The organism is Saccharopolyspora sp. NPDC003752, from assembly GCF_053605825.1.
Genome location: NZ_JBSGJZ010000052.1, coordinates 1 through 15880, shown reverse-complemented (window position 1 = coordinate 15880; position 15880 = coordinate 1). Strand labels below are relative to the sequence as shown.

Genomic DNA, 15880 nt, shown 5'->3' with positions numbered 1-15880 from the left:
GCTCACCCCTCCTGTCCGCTCACCAGCGCCACCTCGTTCGCCGAGCCGACCGCCTGCACCACCCGCCGCTCCAGGGCCAGCACCTCGCGCCGCACCGACTCGACGTCCTCGGCCCGCATGCCGAGCGCGTAGACGTAGCAGATCCGGTTGACCCGGTCGATCTGCAGGACGAACTTGCCGGGCGCCAGCGACACCGCGTTGGCGACCATCGCGGTGATGTGGTCGGAGTCGGTCTGCAGCGTGACCGCGACGATGCCCGACTTCGCGTTCGGCCCGTACCGCAACGCCTGCCAGGACACCCGCGCCGTGGAGCTCACCAGGTCCCACGCGAGGTAGGCGACGAGCTGCAGCAGCCGCAGCGGGCGCACCACGATGTTGGTGTTGATCGGCGGCAGCGGGAACATGGTCGACACCAGCAGCGCCACCACCAGGCCGAAGAACAGCGTGCCCAGGTCGAAGGTGCCCCACAGCATCACCCAGACCAGGGTCAGCCAGGCCACCAGCGGCAGCCGCTGCAGCAGCCGCCGCCGGCGGCCGATCGCCTGCTCACTCACCGGCAGCACCTCCCAGCACCGCGGTCCGGTAGGTCTCGCCGTGCATCAGGTCCGTCGCCGCCCGGCCGCTGACGTCCGCCAGCGGCCCCGCGACCAGGGCGATCACCACGCTCGCCGCCACCAGCACGCCGGTCGCGACGACCATCGGCCGGCTCGACGTGGCCGTGCCGACGACCAGCTCGTCGGTGGGATCCGGGTCCGGCTCCGGCGCCTTGACCTGGCCCCAGAACGCCCGGGTCCACACCCGCGCCATCGCGTAGAGGGTGAGCAGGCTGGTCAGCACCGCGCCGCCGGTGACCGCGTAGGCCGTCCAGGTGCCCGCGCCGACACCGGCCTGCAGCAGCGCCAGCTTCGCGACGAAGCCGGAGAACGGCGGCACCCCGGCCAGGCTCAGCGCGGGCAGCGCGAACAGCACCGCGATCAGCGGCGCGGCCTTGGCCAGCCCGCCCATCCTGGTCAGCGCCACCGTACCGGTGTGCCGCGTGATCAACCCGCTGACCAGGAACAACGTGGCCTGCACGGTGATGTGGTGCACCACGTAGAGGATCACCCCGGTCAGCCCGATCACGTCGTAGACGCCGAGGCCGAACAGCATGTACCCGATGTGGCTGACCAGCAGGAAGGACAGCAGCCGGTTGAGGTCGTTCTGGGCCAGCGCGCCCAGCGCGCCGACGATCATGGTGATCAGCGCGATGCCCAGCATCAGGTTCCAGCTCTCGGAATGGCTGAAGACCAGTGTCTGGGTGCGGATCAGGGCGTAGATGCCGACCTTGGTCAGCAGGCCGGCGAACACCGCGGTGACCGGCGCGGGCGCCGTCGGGTAGCTGTCCGGCAGCCAGAAGTGCAGCGGCACCATCGCCGCCTTCACGCCGAAGACGATCACCACCAGCAGCGCGAGGGCGATCTGCAGCCCGTCCGGCAGCTGGTGCACCTTCTCCCCGAGGTCGGCCAGGTTGACCGTGCCGGTGGAGGCGTACACCAGCGCGATCATCGTGATGAACAGCAGCGACGACGCCAGGCTGACGATCGTGTAGGTCATGCCCGCGCGGATGCGGGTGGCCGTCGTGCGCCGGGTGATCAGCACGTACGACGAGCTCAGCATGATCTCGAACGCGACGAACAGGTTGAACAGGTCGCCGGTGAGGTACGCCAGCGACACGCCCGCGCACAGCACCAGGTACATCGGGTGGAACGTGGTGCTGGAGCGCTGCCTGCCGTAGTCGGTGATGCGCTGGCCGATCGAGTAGATCAGCACCGCGAACGTCACCACCGACGAGACCACCAGCAGCAGCGCCGAGAGCCGGTCCGCGACCAGGGTGATGCCGAACGGCGCCGGCCAGGCGCCCATCTGCAGCACCACCGGGCCGTAGCGGTCCGCGACGTACAGCAGCACCGCGGCGTCGGCGATGATCCCGCCGAGGACGATGAGCCCGAGCGCGCGCTGGATGTCGGCGAACCGTCCCAGCGCCAACGACAGTCCGGCAGCGGCCAGCGGAAGCAGAACGGGCAGGGCCACCAGAACCGTCACTGAGTGGCCTCCTTGATATCCGCTCGGGTCGATTTGCTCAGCGGTGCGGGTGGCGGAACCTCAAGCGCCGCCTCGCTGTGGGATCCCCGATTTGTGTATGACCAATACGCGGCATCGGGGCTGTCCTCGCGAGGCGACCCCTGAGAACCCGCGGCGGCGCAAGTTGCATAAGTGGTTGAAAGCGGCTGACGCCGCTTGCCTGACGTCACCGTTCCGCCTCCAACCCGCGAGCCTCCTTCGCCAGTTCCTCGGTGCTGTCGTCTTCGGATTCCGCCAGGCGGCGTTCCATCCGCTGGATGCGCCGGTCCTCCACGTCGTCGCGGACCTCGTCGTGGCCGAGCAGCGTCCACGACCGGTACGCCAGCGCCAGCAGGAAGGTGGTCAGCGCGAAGGTGATCACGATCGCGGTGAGGGCCATCGCCTGCGGCAGCGGATCGGCCATCTCGTCCAGCGGCGTGGTGCCGATCATCGCGGCGCCGGCGGGCGGGCCGCCGGCGGTCTGCAGCAGCAGGTTGGAGCCGTGGCCGAGGATCACGATGCCCAGCAGGATCCGCATCAGCGAGCGCTGCATCAGCAGGTAGAAGCCGACCGAGTACAGCACGGCGAGCACGACCGCCATGGTCAGGTTGATGGTCATCGCTGCCCCCTGGCCGCCGCCTCGACGTCGGCTTCGATACCCGCGCCCAGGGTCCGCAGCAGGTCCAGCACCACGCCGACGATCAGGACGTACACCCCGGTGTCCAGCAGGACGCTGGTGACGAACTTGATCTCGCCGAGCAGCGGCACCGCGAACTTGTAGATCGCGGTCTCCAGGATCTGCCCGCCGAACAGCAGCGGCAGGAACGCGGAGGTGGTCGCGATGGTCAGGCCGATGCCGATGAGCACCGGCGGGCGCATCGAGACGATCGCGCTGTCGTCCATCCGGCCACCGGCCAGGTAGCGCAGCACGAACGCCTGCCCGGCGACCAGGCCGCCGCTGAACCCGCCGCCGGCCCGGTCGTGCCCGGCGAACAGCAGGTAGATCGACAGCACCAGCACCGTCGGGAAGATGATCCGGGACGCCAGCTCCAGCAGCACGGTCCGCTGCATCCCCTCGCGGGGGAAACCGGAGAGCAGCCACCGCTCGCTCGGGGCGTCCCAGGCGGTCCAGGCCGGTTTCGGCTTCGTCGGCGAGGTCATTCGCGCACCTCCTCCTGCTGCTTGGCCAGGGTCGGGGTCTTGATCCGCGGCATGGTCGCCGCGCGGGTGCTGCGTTTCCGGCGTTCGTGCCGGGAGGCCAGGATCAGGCTGGCGACGCCGGTCGCGGCGACCGCGAGCACCGCGATCTCGCCGACGGTGTCGAAAGCGCGGAAGTCGACGATGATCGCGTTGACCACGTTGGTCGCGCCGGCGCCCTTCTCGGAGTTCGCGATGAACTCGGCGCTGGCCTCCGGGGGCGCCTGGCGGGCCGCGCTGAAGATGACCGCGGCCAGCGAGATGAACACGCCGGCCGCGCCCGCGATGATCGCCTTGGGCAGCCGCAGCGCTTTCGTGGTCGGGGTTTCGCTCTGCGTGAAGCGCACCGGCAGCCGGCGCAGCACGAACACGAACGCCACCAGCGTCAGCGTCTCGACGAGGAACTGCGCCAGCGCCAGGTCCGGGCCGCCGTCCACGATGAACAGCCCGCCGATGCCGTAGCCGACGACGCCGACCAGCAGCACCCCGGTCAACCGCCGCCGCGAGCGCAGCACGGCGATCGCCGCGACGATCACCACGATCGCCAGCGGCAGCTGCAGGAGGTTGTCGTAGGCGCGCAGGTCTTCCGGCACGCTCGCCCGCATCACCAGCGCCGAACCGGGGATCGCCAGCACGGTCAGCAGGATGATGCCGAGGTAGGTCGGCAGCGAACCGACCTGCAGGCGTCCGGTGACGCCGACCGCGACCCGCTCCAGCAGCGCCATGATCCGCTCGTACCCGCGCTGGGCGTCCAGCGGCCGCGGCAGCCGGCTGCGCAGCGCGGTGAGGCGGGTGCGCCCGAGGTGCAGCGCGACACCGCCGGTCACGGCGACCGCCGACAGCAGCAGCGGCAGCGTCCAGCCGTGCCAGATCCCCAGGTGGTACGGGTCGGCCCCTGCCGGGAAAGCACTGGCGTAAGCGCTGGTCAGCTTGTCGACGACCGAGTAGCTGAGGCCCAGGACGACGCCCGCGGCGGCGGGCAGCGCGGCGGGCAGCAGCGCCTCCAGACCGGCCGGTTTGGCCTCGGTCGGCACGATGTCGCGCTTGTCCGCGAAGGCGCCCCACAACAGCCGCAGGCTGTAGGCGACGGTCAGCATCGAGCCGACCACCAGCACCGCGTCCACCAGCGGTTCCGGGCCGGAGCCGCCGAGGTAGGCGCTGAACGCCGCCTCCTTGCCGACGAAGCCGAGCATCGGCGGCAGCCCCGCCATCGACGCCGCGCCCAGCGTCGCGATCACCGCCAGCCACGGCATCCGGCGGCCCAGCCCGGCCAGCTCGCGGATGTCGCGGGTGCCGGTCTGGTGGTCGATGATGCCGACGACCAGGAACAACGTCGCCTTGAACAGGCCGTGGGCCAGCAGCATCGCGGTCCCGGCGACCGCCGCGGTGTAGGTGCCGGTGCCGAGCAGCACCATCAGGAAGCCGAGCTGGCTGACCGTGCCGTAGGCGAGCAGCTTCTTCAGGTCGTACTCGTGCAGCGCCCGCCAGCCGCCCATCAGCATGGTGGCCAGGCCGAACACCACGGTCGGCAGCCACCACTGCGGCACGCCCGCGAACACCGGCCCCAGCCGGGCCACCAGGAACACGCCGGCCTTGACCATCGACGCGGCGTGCAGGTAGGCGCTGATCGGCGTCGGCGCCACCATCGCGGCGGGCAACCAGTTGTGGAACGGCACCTGTGCGGACTTGGTGAACGCGCCGACCAGGATCAGCACCGCGGCCACCGCGACCGGCGTGCCGCCGGGCGGGTTCGCGATCAGCTCGGAGATCCGGTAGGTGCCCGCGGACTCGCCGAGCACGACGAAGCCCAGCAGCATCACCAGCCCGCCCAGGCTGGTGATCATCAGGGCCTGCAGCGCGGACCGCCGCGACTCGCGGCTGATCCCGGCCTGCCCGACCAGCAGGAACGAGCAGATCGTGGTCAGTTCCCAGAAGACGTAGACGGTGATCAGGTCGTCGGCGAAGACCAGCCCCAGCATCGCGCCGGCGAAGGCCAGCAGCAGCGGCGCGGACCGCCGCGCGTCACCCCCGCCGCGGCTGAAGTACGCGTCGGAGTAGATCAGCACCAGCGAACCGATGCCGGCGACCAGCACCGTCATCAGCAGCCCGAGCGCGTCCAGCCGGAAGCTGAGCTCCAGCCCGATCAGCGGCGCCCACGCGACCGTCTCGGTGATCACCTGCCCGGTCAGCACCGGTTGCGCCTGCGCCAGCACCCAGACCAGCGCTGCGGCCGGTGGGACGGCCGCGGTCAGGAACGCGGCTCTGGTGCTGCGCCGCGCGAGGAACGGGAGCGCCAGAGCAACCAGCAGGTGCACGATGACGAACGCGAGCAAGGGCACCTCCTCGACGACGATTGGTCGTGGTCACCCGGACCCGCCGACTCCCGAACACCGGGATTGTTCGTCACCGTTGACGCAGCCGCACCGCGACGATCGACGTCGCGGCAGTGCAACCGCTGCGCGTATCGGCTTGAGGAAGGCTCGGGCCACCGATGTACAGCGAGGTCCGATCGGAGCCCAACTTATCCGAAACGCCCTAGTTCGGGCCAATCAGCTCCAGACGGCATATTGGCCGATGGGAGGCCGTTTTTCGTTGCGACGAAATGACCTTTGGCGGCATCGGGGGTGCTGCCGAGACGACCGTCGGCGTGGGATTGTTCACTTTTCGTAACGCCGATACGAATACCGCGGGTGATCGTTCCGGCGGGTCCGGTAATCATCGCAGCTGAGCAACGATACTCACCGGTTCCGCCAATGCCGGGCCGTCGACCATGGAAAATATGGCCGTGCCCACGGATAGCTACGAACCCGACACCCTGGCCGGCGCCGGGCGGTTGATCGGGAACCGGTACCGCTTGGACGGCAAGCTCGGCGGCGGTGCGATGGGCACCGTGTGGTCCGGCACGGACGAGCTGCTGCGGCGGCAGGTGGCGGTCAAGGAGGTCAAGCTCCCGCCGGGGATGCCGGATGAGGAGGCCGCCGAGTTGCGCGAGCGCGCGCTCCGGGAAGCTCGCGCCATCGCCGTCCTGTCGCATCCCAACGTCGTGACGCTCTACGACGTGGCGCGTGAGAACGGCGAACCGTTCGTGGTCATGGAGCTCGTACCGTCGCAGAGCCTCGCCGCGATCCTCAGCAAGCACGGTGCGCTCGACGACCACCAGCTCGCGGTGATCGCCGACGGCGTCGCCTCCGGACTGGACGCCGCGCACCGGGCGGGCATCGTGCACCGCGACGTCAAGCCCGGCAACGTGCTGATCGGCGACGACGGCCGGATCAAGGTCAGCGACTTCGGGATCTCCCGCAACATCGCCGAGCACACCCTCACCAGCACCGGCATCCTGCTCGGCACCCCGGCGTTCATCGCCCCGGAGGTCGCCGCGGGCCAGGGCGTGACCGCCGCCGCCGACCTGTGGGGGCTCGGCGCGACGATGTTCGCCGCGGCCGAGGGGCGCACCCCCTACGACGTCAGCAACGACCCGCTGGCCACCGTGACCGAGGTGGTGCGCGGCCCCGTTCCGGTGGCCACCCGGCCCGGCCCGATCGGCGACATCATCCGCGGCCTGATGGTCAAGGACCCGTCGCAGCGGATGCCGCTGACCGAGGCGCGCCGCCGGATCCAGCGCCTGCTGCCCGAGCCCGGCGTCCGCCCCTTCTCGATGCTGCTGGACCCGGACGCCCCGACGGTGAAGGTGCGGCACCAGGTGTCGCCCCCGCCGGCGCCGAAGCCCGCGCCCGCGCCGGATTCGGCTCCCCTGGCCAGCAATCCCGGCCTGCCGCCGTTCGCGTTGAAGGAGCCGCAGCAGCAGCCGCGCCGCAGGTCGCCGCTGGCGGTGCTCGCGCTCGTCGTCGCCGCGGTCGTGCTCTTCGCCGCCGCCCTCGCCGGCGGCTTCGCCGCGACCCGGTTGATCGCGGGCAAGCCGGTGCTGCCGGAAGCCTCGAGCCCGGGGGGCGAGCCCGAACCGCCGGAGGTGCACCTGAACCTGGCCGAGCACCGCAACGTCGCGAAGCACACCGCCGCGCCGAGCGGCGGCGAGTTCACCATCATGGCTCCGAGCGATCCGGGTTGGCGGCTGTTCATCAGCGAGCGCAACGACTTCGCCAACAGCGCGGTCGTGTCCTTCGTGTCCCCGGACGGCACCACCGAGATCGCCGTCCAGCGCTACGGCAGCTTCTTCGGCGCCGGCTACGAGTTCTCGGACTACGAGAACGAGCTGCGGAAGTCCGGTGCGGGCCAGGATCACGAGGTCACCATCCAGTCCAGCTCCCCCGACGGCAGCAACCGGCAGCGGCTGGCGTACACGACGGTCGAGAAGTCCAAGTTCAGCCAGCTGGACCCGGAGCGGCGGGTCAGCACCGCGGCGGAGCTGAGCCGCCACGGCAACGACCTGTGGATCGTGCGGGTGACCGTGCCGGGCAGCCAGGCGCCGAACGGCGAACTCGACCAGATCCAGGGCAGCCTGCAGACCAGCTAGCCGTGAAAACGGGTTCCACGTGCTCGTGCGGTGTTGAACGGGCTTCGTCCCGGCCTGGTACGGACTAAGCTGCGCGGCCGTGACCTCTACGACTGCTTCCGATCCTTCCGCCGCTGCGCAGGCGGCCGCCGTCAAGCTCGCCGAGATCACCGGCACCGACCGCCACGACCTGGTCGTCGTGCTCGGTTCCGGCTGGCAACCCGCCGCCGAGGAGATCGGCCGGCCCACCACCGAGCTGAGCATGTCCGACCTGCCGGGCTTCGCCGCGCCGGGCGCGATCGGGCACAGCGGCAAGATCTGGTCGTTGCAGGTGGGTGACAAGCGGGCGATGGTCATGCTCGGGCGGACGCACCTGTACGAGGGCAAGGGCATCGATCCGGTGGCGCACGGCGTGCGGACCGCGATCGCCGCCGGCTGCCGGACGGTCGTGCTCACCAACGCCGCCGGCGGGATCCGCGAGGGCATGCAGGTCGGTCAGCCCGTGCTGATCAGCGACCACGTCAACATGACCGCGCGGTCGCCGCTGGTCGGCGCGAACTTCGTGGACCTCACCGACCTGTACTCGCCGCGGCTGCGGGAGCTGGCCCGCAGCATCGATCCCTCGCTGGAGGAAGGCGTGTACGCCGGCCTGCCGGGCCCGCACTTCGAGACGCCGGCGGAGATCCGGATGCTGCGCGGGCTCGGCGTCGACCTGGTCGGGATGTCGACCGTGCTGGAGGCCATCGCGGCCCGCGCCGAGGGCGCCGAGGTGTTCGGGCTGTCGCTGGTGACGAACCTGGCCGCCGGGTTGAGCGGGCAGCCGCTGAACCACCAGGAGGTCCTGGACGCCGGTCGCGCCTCGGCCAGCCGGATGGGCAAGCTGCTGCGCTCGCTGGTCGAGGCGGCGTGAGCGCGGCTCTTGCCTCGCGCGTGGCCAGGTGCTGAAGTCGGCGTGATGATTGTGGTCGTGAGCGGTTTTGGTTGCTGCAGCGACGAAACCGCTCACGACGCGACGGAGCTCAGGAGGCGAAGTGACGCTCGACGCGCAGCCGCGCGAGGCCGCCCTGCGGTGGATCGCCGGCGACGTGGACCCGCGGACCCAGGCCGAGCTGCAGGCGCTGCTCGACGCCGACGACCCGGAGCTCGCGGACCGGATGTCCGGCATGCCGCAGTTCGGCACCGCCGGCCTGCGCGCGGCGGTGCGCGCGGGCTCGAACGGGATGAACCGCGCCGTGGTCGTGCGCACGACCGCCGGTGTGGCGGCGTGGTTGACCGAGCGCGGTCACGGCGGCGGTGTCGTCGTGGTCGGCCGCGATGCGCGGCACGGCTCGGAGGACTTCGCCACCGACGCCGCCGGGGTGCTGGCGGCCGCCGGTTTCGACGTGCGGATGCTGCCCGAGCCGCTGCCGACGCCGGTGCTGGCGCACGCCGCACGCGCGCTGGACGCCGTCGCGGGCATCCAGATCACCGCTTCGCACAATCCGCCGCAGGACAACGGGTACAAGCTGTACCTGCGGGGCGGCATCCACCTGGTGAGCCCCGTCGACACCGAGATCGAGGCGGCGATCGCCGCGACTCCGGCGGCGAACGCGGTGCCGCGCAAGGAAAGCTGGTCGATCCACGGCTCCGCCTTGGACGACTACCTCGCGCGGGTTGCGACGCTGCCGCGCGGCGACGCGCGAACGCTGCGGATCGCGGCGACCGCGTTGCACGGCGTCGGTGCGCAGACGCTGCGGCAGGCACTGCATCGCGCCGGTTTCGACGACGTGCATCTCGTTGCGTCCCAGGAGAAACCGGACCCGGACTTCCCCACCGTCGGCTTCCCGAACCCGGAGGAACCGGGGGCGACCGACGAGCTGCTGGCGCTGGCCGCCGAGATCGGCGCGGACCTGGCGATCGCGCTCGACCCGGACGCCGACCGGTGCGCGCTCGGCGTCCGGGAGGACGGCGCCTGGCGGATGCTGCGCGGTGACGAGACCGGCGTCCTGCTCGCCCAGCACATCCTGTCCACTGTGGATAGATCGGCCGATCCGCTGGTGGCGACGACGATCGTGTCCGCGACCATGCTGCGTTCGATCGCCGCGGAGTTCGGCGTCCGCTACGACGAGACGCTGACCGGCTTCAAGTGGCTCGTGCGCGCCGGCGACGGCGCCGGAACCGGCCTGGTCTACGCCTACGAGGAGGCGCTCGGGCACTGCGTCGACCCGGATGCCGTGCGCGACAAGGACGGCATCTCCACCGCCGTCCTGGGCAGCGACCTGGCCGCCACCCTGAAGGCATCCGGGAGCGGCCTGCCGGAGCTGCTCGACGCGCTGTCCGCGAAGCACGGCGTGCACCAGACCGGACAGGTTTCCGTGCGCGTCACGGACCTGGGCGTGATCCCGCGCATCATGCGACGGCTCCGCGAGCGGCCGCCGACCAGCCTCGCGGCGACCACTGTGGACGTCGAGGACCTGTCGCCGGACACCGATGCGCTGGTGATCACCGGCGCGGGCGGGCTCCGGGTCGTCATCCGGCCGTCCGGCACCGAACCCAAGCTCAAGTGCTACCTGCAGGTCGTCGAGCACGCCGGCGAACTCCCGCTGGCGGCGGCGAAGCAGCGGGCCGCGGACCGGCTCGACGCGCTGAAGCAGGCGGTTTCCGACCTGGTGCGGGAGGACTGACGATGCCGAGGCTGCTGATCGTGCACCACACGCCGTCGCCGGGCATGCAGGCGATGTTCGAGAAGGTCGTCGCGGGCGCCACGACCGACGAGATCGAGGGCGTCGAAGTGGTGCGACGACCGGCGTTGAGCGCCACGGCCAGCGACGTCCTGGAAGCCGACGGCTACCTGCTCGGCACGCCGGCGAACCTCGGCTACATCAGCGGCGCGCTCAAGCACTTCTTCGACACGATCTACTACCCGTGCCTGGATTCGACGATCGGCCGGCCGTACGGCTGCTACGTGCACGGCAACGAGGGCGTGGAGGGCGCGCTGCGCGCGATCCGGTCGATCACGACCGGCCTGTCGTGGCAGCAGGTCGCGGAACCGGTCACCGTGCTCGGCCAGCCGGACAAGGACGCGCTGGAGGCGTGCTGGGAGCTCGGGGCGACCGTCGCGGCCGGGCTGATGCCCTGAACGGCGTAACCGCCCATCGCGGAGGGTGACGCCCAGCCGGGGTGGCGGAGCAGCGTCTTCGTTCGAAAACGGCGCTCGCCACGCGTGGGAGGTGCCGTTTTCGCGCGAAAACGGCATGCTCCGCGACCAACCCCCAGTTGATCTTGGAAGACACGACCGGAGTAACCTGATCGTGTCGTCGGGGCGCGCCCCTTGACGGCAGCAGGGCGCCCTGGGCAAAGCCCGCCTTCCCTCATCAACGTGCGATGCCCAGGGCGCCCCGCACCTTGCGCATGGTAATCGGCCGACCGGTCCGACCAGCTCAGCAGCCCGATCCGGGGGAACTGAGCAGGCCCTCCGGCAGCATTTGGACCGCCGGAGGGGTTACCCTGCGACAGTGAGTGAGGAAGCGATCCGACTCGAACTCGACGACTCCGGCGTCTCCGTGGATCTCCCACAGCCCCCCGGTCCGCAGGATCAGGTTCAGGGCGTTCCGTACCGACCTGTCGAGTTCCGCGACGACGACCTACCAGCCGCCCTGGAGCGGTCCGCCCAATGGCTTCGCGAGGCCCAGAACTGGCTGGGTGAACCCATCGATGTCATCGCAGTCCACCTGGACTACGACGATCGCGAAGGTTCGCCCTACTACGACCTCAAGTTGCTCTGCAACGAAGAGGACCTGGCAGGCGCACCGATTGCCATGAGGAAGCTCGAGAGCGGAGCCGTCGGCTAGGGCCTGCTAGCGGCACTCCCGCGTGGTCGGCCGACCACCGCGAGCAAGTGCCTGAACAACGACCTCGGCCGAAGACCGAACGAACTGAGCGCGATGGCCCGCCCGGACTTCCGGGCGGGTCATCGCCGTTCCGGGCCCGCCGCCGCGATTCTCCCCGCGCACGAAGGATTTGCGGCCGGGTCAGATCTTGGGCTTGGCCCAGCGCTCCAGGTGGTCCGCCACCTCGGGGAGCTCCCGCTGGTCGCGGCCGACCTCGCGGACCAGCACCAGCGCCTCGTCATCGTCGGCCTCCACCCACCAGCCGTTCACGTCGCACATCGCCACCGCGGCCACCCAGGCCAGCCGCCAGTTGCCGCCGGCCAGCGGCCGGGTGCGCACGATCGAATCCAGCAGCGCCGCCGACTTCAGCCACAGGGTCTCGTACGCCGGCACCCCGAGGACTTCCGCGCGCGGCCGGTACGCCGCCGCGTCGAGCAATCCGCTGTCCCGCACCAGCAGGTCGCCGTCGGAAACCGCGGTCGCGAGCAGGAGCAGATCGGACGTGTCGAGATATACGGTCACCGCTCAATAGTCGATCATGAAGGGCCGAGCTTGTCCAACAATCCCCGGTATCGCGGCAGAACGCGCTGCATCACGTCGTCCAGCTGCTGTTCCTTCTGCTGGCGCGCCCAGCGTTCGGCCAGCGCACTGCGCACGACCTCCTGCTTGGACCGCCCCTCGACCGCCGCCAGCTCGGCGAGCCGCCGGTTCTCTTCCTCGGTCAGACGCAAGGTCATGGCCATGCGGTAGATGGTATCGCGCTGATACCACCCGAGAAAGGCGCTACGTTCGGTCAATGGCGAGACCGCGAGCGCACGACGAAGCCCTCCGCACCCGCCTGCTGGACCGGGCCGGCGAGCTGCTGTCCGCGCACGGCCCGGAGGGGCTGAGCCTGCGGCGCCTCGCCGCGGACGTGGGCACCTCGACCACCGCGGTGTACTCCCTGTTCGGCGGCAAGCCGGGGCTGGTCCGCGAGCTGTACGTGGAGGGCTTCCAGCGGCTGTGCGACCGGATGGAGCGGGTGTCGCGCACCGGCGACACGGAGCAGGACATGACCGCACTGGGCCACGCCTACCGGGACAGCGCACTGGCCAACCGGCACTTCTACTCGATCATGTTCGGGCACGCGGTGCCCGACTTCACGCCCGACGAGCAGGCGTGGGAGCAGGCGCTGCGCAGCATCGAGCCGCTGCGGGAGGCGATCGCCAAGGGCATCGAGACCGGGGAGCTGATCGACGCCGATCCGGCGGAGGTCGTCTTCGCCGCGTGGGCGCTGGTGCACGGCTTGGTCTCCTTGGAGCTGAGCGGTTCGGCCCCGGCTGGAGACGAAGGCAGCGCCTGCTATGAGCGGGCGCTGCGCAACGGTTTCGCGGGTTGGAGGCGCTGACCCCGAGCGACGGGGGAGTTTCCTCGGGGCCAGCGCGTCGTGCGCGGCCTTGACTGGCGGCCATGACCACCCACGACTGCTTCGGGATTCCGTCGGTCTTCTCTTTGAAGCGGCGCAGCCGCTTAGCCCACCCTCGCAGCTCGCACCGCCGCGGGTTCTCAGAAGTCTTCTCGCGAGGACAGCCCCAGCGCCGTGTATTGGACATACATAAGTCGGGGATCCCGGAGTCGAGAAGGCTTCTGAGGTTCCGCTACCCGCACCGCTGTGCGAGCTGCTTTGAAACAGTCTTCAGCCGAGGGCCTTGTGGATGGCGGTCATCAGCTCGCCTTCGGGCGTGTCGCCGTCCATCGACCACACCATCGCGCCGCCGAGGCCCTGCTGCTTGAGGTACTCGACCTTGCGGGTGATCTCGGTCGCGTCGTCGAAGGTCCAGAACGTGGTTCCGTCGTAGATCCAGGCGTGACCGGCCTTCTCGTCGCGGTGCAGGGCGAACGAACCGGCCTTGGCCTTGAGCAGCTCGTAGTCCTCGATGCCCGCCTCGTACTTGGCCGGGGCGGGACCGGTCGAGGTCTGGAACAGGCCGTTGTTCTGGTTCTGCACGCCGGTCCAGCCGCGGCCGTAGAAGGGCACGCCGAGCACCATCTTGTCGTTCGGCGCCCCGGCGGTGCGCCAGGCGTTGATCGTCTGGTCGATGCTCCACTTCTCCGGCGACGGGTCGCCCTCCGGGCTGTAGATCGCCGACTGGTGGTTCGTCGTCGGCTCGTAGGCGCCGTGCAGGTCGTAGCCCTGGATCGTGCCGAAGGTGAGCAGGTCGAAGACCTTCGGCACCTCGTAGCCGGCCTCGATCTTCTTCGGGTCGGCGGGCAGGAACGCGCTGATGTCGTAGGTCTTGCCGAGCTCCTTGCCGACGGCGTCGAGCTGGGTGCGCCATTCCTGCAGCAGCGCGGTGTAGTTCTGCTTGTCGGCCGGGTCGACGACGTTGCCGGGGCCGCCCTCGGAGGCGGGCCACTCCCAGTCGAGGTCGACGCCGTCGAAGATGCCCGCGGCGACGCCGTCCCCGCCCTGCGGCTCGCCGATCTTCGGCAGGTTGCCGCGGATCCACATGTCGATGCAGGACTTGACGTGCGCGGCACGGGATTGGGGGGTCGCCGCGGCCGCGTGGAAGTTCTTCGACCAAGTCCAGCCGCCGAAGGAGATGTACACCTTCAGCCCGGGGTGCTTCGCCTTGAGCTGCTTGAGCTGGTTGAGGTTGCCCGCCAGCGGCTGGTCGTAGGCGTCGGCCGTGCCGTTGACGGTCTGCTCGGCGGTGAAGCGGCGCTGGTAGTCGGCCCAGGCGTCGCCTTCGCCGGCCTGGTTGACCTGGAAGCACTTGCCGCCGGCGTCGAGGTTGCCGAAGGCGTAGTTGAGGTGGGTCAGCTGACCGGCGGCACCGGAGGTGTCGAGGTTCTTGACGAAGTAGTTGCGGTCGTAGATCGACCACTGGGTGAAGTAGCCGACCTTGCGGGCGGCGGCCTGGGGTTGGGGGGCGGCCGGGGTGTCGGAGGCCCCGGCCGGGGCGGCCAGCGCGGGCAGCCCCAGGGCGAGGATCGAGGCGAGCAGCACCGGCAGCCGGAACGGGAAGCTGCGTCGTCGAACGGACATGGCGACTCCTGCGTCATCGGGGGGATCGCTCAATGTGGTATAGACCATATTCGGGTTAGGTCTAGACCAGGTAGCGCCTGTTCGGCCCAATGACGCTGCTGCGGGCAGGTCACGCAGGAGCCCGAGGCGTCGCCGGGGCGCCCGCGCACCCCGCACCTGTCCAGGTAGAACGGGTGGTCAACACGACGAACCGGGCCGCTGCGGGACTCCCGATTTCAGGCAAAATCGGGAATTTCACCGCTGCGACCCGGCGAAGATCGTTGCAATTCCAGGCGAATCCGGGAGGCGTCCGGCCCCAGTGGAGCTACACCGCGCCGTATTCGCGGTCCCCCGCGTCGCCGAGGCCGGGGACGATGAATCCCGACTCGTTGAGGCGCTCGTCCACGCTCGCGGTCACCACCCGCACCGGCAGGCCGGACTCCTCCAGCCGGCGCACGCCCTCCGGGGCGGCCAGCGTGCAGATCGCCGTGACGTCGGTGGCGCCGCGGTCGGTCAGCAGGCTGATCGTGTGCACCATCGAGCCACCGGTGGCCAGCATCGGGTCCAGCACCAGCACCGGGCGGCCGGACAGGTCGGCGGGCAGCGATTCGAGGTACGGCGTGGGCTGCAGCGTCTCCTCGTCCCTGGCCAGGCCGACGAAGCCCATCTGCGCCTCCGGGATCAGCCGGTGCGCCTGGTCGGCCATGCCGAGACCGGCCCGCAGCACCGGCACCAGCAGCGGCGGGTTCGCCAGCCGGTAGCCGTTGGTGCGCGCCACCGGGGTGTGGATCGGCTCCACCGCGACCTCGGCGTCCCGCGTCGCCTCGTAGATGAGCATCAGTGTGAGCTCTTGCAGCGCGGCGCGGAACGCGGCGCTGTTGGTGCGCGCATCGCGCATTGTGGACAGCCTTGCCTTCACCAGGGGGTGGTCCACGACCCGAACGTCCATGACCGACAACAGTAACCGCCCGCATCGCGAAGCACGTTGCCGCTGCTCAACAACGTGTCGCCGGTCGCACGGCCGCAGCCGGGGCGTCGGCCCTCCGGCACTCCCGCAAGTTCCATTGAAATCGAAGGTTCGATTTCAATGGAACTTGCGGGTTGTCCACAGTCGCCGGTGCGTCGTGACCCGACACACCGGGAGATGTGGACAACTTCTTCAATTTCAATGAGGTGATCTCAGTAAGGGGTTAGGTGAGTCGGCCGTGTTCGAAGTGGGTGAGCACAAGTGCGGCTTGGACGATGCGGCCGATTTTG

At 70.1% G+C, this 15880-nt stretch carries 15 protein-coding genes; 6 read left to right on the top strand and 9 right to left on the bottom strand.

Features of this window, described 5'->3' with window-relative positions:
* Nucleotides 1–2: 2 nt before the first annotated feature.
* From ACWEV3_RS38500 to mbhE, 5 genes are all read right to left on the bottom strand, one after another.
* The gene (locus tag ACWEV3_RS38500) at nucleotides 3–554 is read right to left on the bottom strand and encodes a Na+/H+ antiporter subunit E (protein WP_452618629.1); all 552 of its coding nucleotides are present in this window, start codon (nucleotides 552–554) and stop codon (nucleotides 3–5) included.
* Nucleotides 547–2082 (bottom strand): Na+/H+ antiporter subunit D, encoded by a 1536-nt coding sequence (locus tag ACWEV3_RS38495; RefSeq protein WP_452618628.1) that lies wholly within the window; start codon nucleotides 2080–2082, stop codon nucleotides 547–549. The genes ACWEV3_RS38500 and ACWEV3_RS38495 overlap by 8 nt, the downstream gene beginning before the upstream one ends.
* A 205-nt stretch (nucleotides 2083–2287) precedes the next feature.
* Nucleotides 2288–2719 (bottom strand): Na(+)/H(+) antiporter subunit C, encoded by a 432-nt coding sequence (locus tag ACWEV3_RS38490; protein ID WP_452618627.1) that lies wholly within the window; start codon nucleotides 2717–2719, stop codon nucleotides 2288–2290.
* A complete protein-coding gene (locus tag ACWEV3_RS38485; protein ID WP_358579380.1) occupies nucleotides 2716–3261 on the bottom strand; it encodes an MnhB domain-containing protein in 546 nt (181 codons plus the stop codon). Before ACWEV3_RS38485 ends, ACWEV3_RS38490 begins: the two co-directional genes overlap by 4 nt.
* Nucleotides 3258–5630: a hydrogen gas-evolving membrane-bound hydrogenase subunit E gene (gene mbhE, locus ACWEV3_RS38480; protein WP_452618626.1), complete on the bottom strand. Its 2373-nt coding sequence runs from the start codon at nucleotides 5628–5630 to the stop codon at nucleotides 3258–3260. The genes ACWEV3_RS38485 and mbhE overlap by 4 nt, the downstream gene beginning before the upstream one ends.
* Nucleotides 5631–6076: 446 nt before the next feature.
* On the opposite strand from mbhE, the gene ACWEV3_RS38475 reads away from it, so the two are divergent.
* The 5 genes from ACWEV3_RS38475 (at nucleotide 6077) to ACWEV3_RS38455 (ending at nucleotide 11577) form a co-directional block, all read left to right on the top strand.
* The gene (locus ACWEV3_RS38475) at nucleotides 6077–7768 is read left to right on the top strand and encodes a serine/threonine-protein kinase (protein ID WP_452618625.1); all 1692 of its coding nucleotides are present in this window, start codon (nucleotides 6077–6079) and stop codon (nucleotides 7766–7768) included.
* A 79-nt stretch (nucleotides 7769–7847) separates the two neighbouring features.
* Nucleotides 7848–8657 (top strand): purine-nucleoside phosphorylase, encoded by an 810-nt coding sequence (locus tag ACWEV3_RS38470; protein WP_452618624.1) that lies wholly within the window; start codon nucleotides 7848–7850, stop codon nucleotides 8655–8657.
* 121 nt (nucleotides 8658–8778) lie between these two features.
* Nucleotides 8779–10410, top strand: a complete 1632-nt coding sequence (locus ACWEV3_RS38465; protein WP_452618623.1) for a phospho-sugar mutase — start codon at nucleotides 8779–8781, stop codon at nucleotides 10408–10410.
* 2 nt (nucleotides 10411–10412) lie between these two features.
* Nucleotides 10413–10865 carry a flavodoxin family protein gene (locus ACWEV3_RS38460; protein WP_093266990.1) on the top strand — a complete coding sequence of 151 codons (453 nt, stop codon included), beginning with the start codon at nucleotides 10413–10415 and terminating at the stop codon, nucleotides 10863–10865.
* A gap of 376 nt (nucleotides 10866–11241) precedes the next feature.
* Nucleotides 11242–11577 (top strand): hypothetical protein, encoded by a 336-nt coding sequence (locus tag ACWEV3_RS38455; RefSeq protein WP_132485237.1) that lies wholly within the window; start codon nucleotides 11242–11244, stop codon nucleotides 11575–11577.
* Nucleotides 11578–11757: 180 nt separating this feature from the next.
* On the opposite strand, the gene ACWEV3_RS38450 is transcribed toward ACWEV3_RS38455, so the two are convergent.
* Nucleotides 11758–12138, bottom strand: coding sequence for a type II toxin-antitoxin system death-on-curing family toxin (locus ACWEV3_RS38450; RefSeq protein ID WP_358307401.1), 381 nt, complete (start codon nucleotides 12136–12138; stop codon nucleotides 11758–11760).
* Nucleotides 12139–12152: 14 nt separating this feature from the next.
* On the bottom strand, nucleotides 12153–12359 hold the full coding sequence (locus tag ACWEV3_RS38445; protein ID WP_358579371.1) for a type II toxin-antitoxin system VapB family antitoxin: 207 nt from the start codon (nucleotides 12357–12359) through the stop codon (nucleotides 12153–12155).
* Nucleotides 12360–12412: 53 nt separating this feature from the next.
* Between ACWEV3_RS38445 and ACWEV3_RS38440 the strand changes: the two genes are divergently transcribed.
* Nucleotides 12413–13003, top strand: a complete 591-nt coding sequence (locus ACWEV3_RS38440) for a TetR/AcrR family transcriptional regulator (protein ID WP_452618622.1) — start codon at nucleotides 12413–12415, stop codon at nucleotides 13001–13003.
* Nucleotides 13004–13291: 288 nt separating this feature from the next.
* Here the strand turns inward: ACWEV3_RS38440 and ACWEV3_RS38435 are convergent, their stop codons facing one another.
* Nucleotides 13292–14644, bottom strand: a complete 1353-nt coding sequence (locus tag ACWEV3_RS38435) for a glycoside hydrolase family 18 protein (protein WP_452618621.1) — start codon at nucleotides 14642–14644, stop codon at nucleotides 13292–13294.
* 304 nt (nucleotides 14645–14948) lie between these two features.
* On the bottom strand, nucleotides 14949–15572 hold the full coding sequence (upp, locus tag ACWEV3_RS38430) for a uracil phosphoribosyltransferase (RefSeq protein WP_397530548.1): 624 nt from the start codon (nucleotides 15570–15572) through the stop codon (nucleotides 14949–14951).
* Between the last annotated feature and the right edge of the window lie 308 nt (nucleotides 15573–15880).

Coding starts and splice junctions, on each gene's coding strand:
- ACWEV3_RS38460 (WP_093266990.1), top strand. CDS start 10,413: ATGCCGAGGCTGCTGATCGTGCACCACACGCCGTCGCCGGGCATGCAG.
- ACWEV3_RS38485 (WP_358579380.1), bottom strand. CDS start 3,261: ATGACCTCGCCGACGAAGCCGAAACCGGCCTGGACCGCCTGGGACGCC.
- ACWEV3_RS38475 (WP_452618625.1), top strand. CDS start 6,077: ATGGCCGTGCCCACGGATAGCTACGAACCCGACACCCTGGCCGGCGCC.
- ACWEV3_RS38445 (WP_358579371.1), bottom strand. CDS start 12,359: ATGGCCATGACCTTGCGTCTGACCGAGGAAGAGAACCGGCGGCTCGCC.
- ACWEV3_RS38435 (WP_452618621.1), bottom strand. CDS start 14,644: ATGTCCGTTCGACGACGCAGCTTCCCGTTCCGGCTGCCGGTGCTGCTC.
- upp (WP_397530548.1), bottom strand. CDS start 15,572: ATGGACGTTCGGGTCGTGGACCACCCCCTGGTGAAGGCAAGGCTGTCC.
- ACWEV3_RS38440 (WP_452618622.1), top strand. CDS start 12,413: ATGGCGAGACCGCGAGCGCACGACGAAGCCCTCCGCACCCGCCTGCTG.
- ACWEV3_RS38490 (WP_452618627.1), bottom strand. CDS start 2,719: ATGACCATCAACCTGACCATGGCGGTCGTGCTCGCCGTGCTGTACTCG.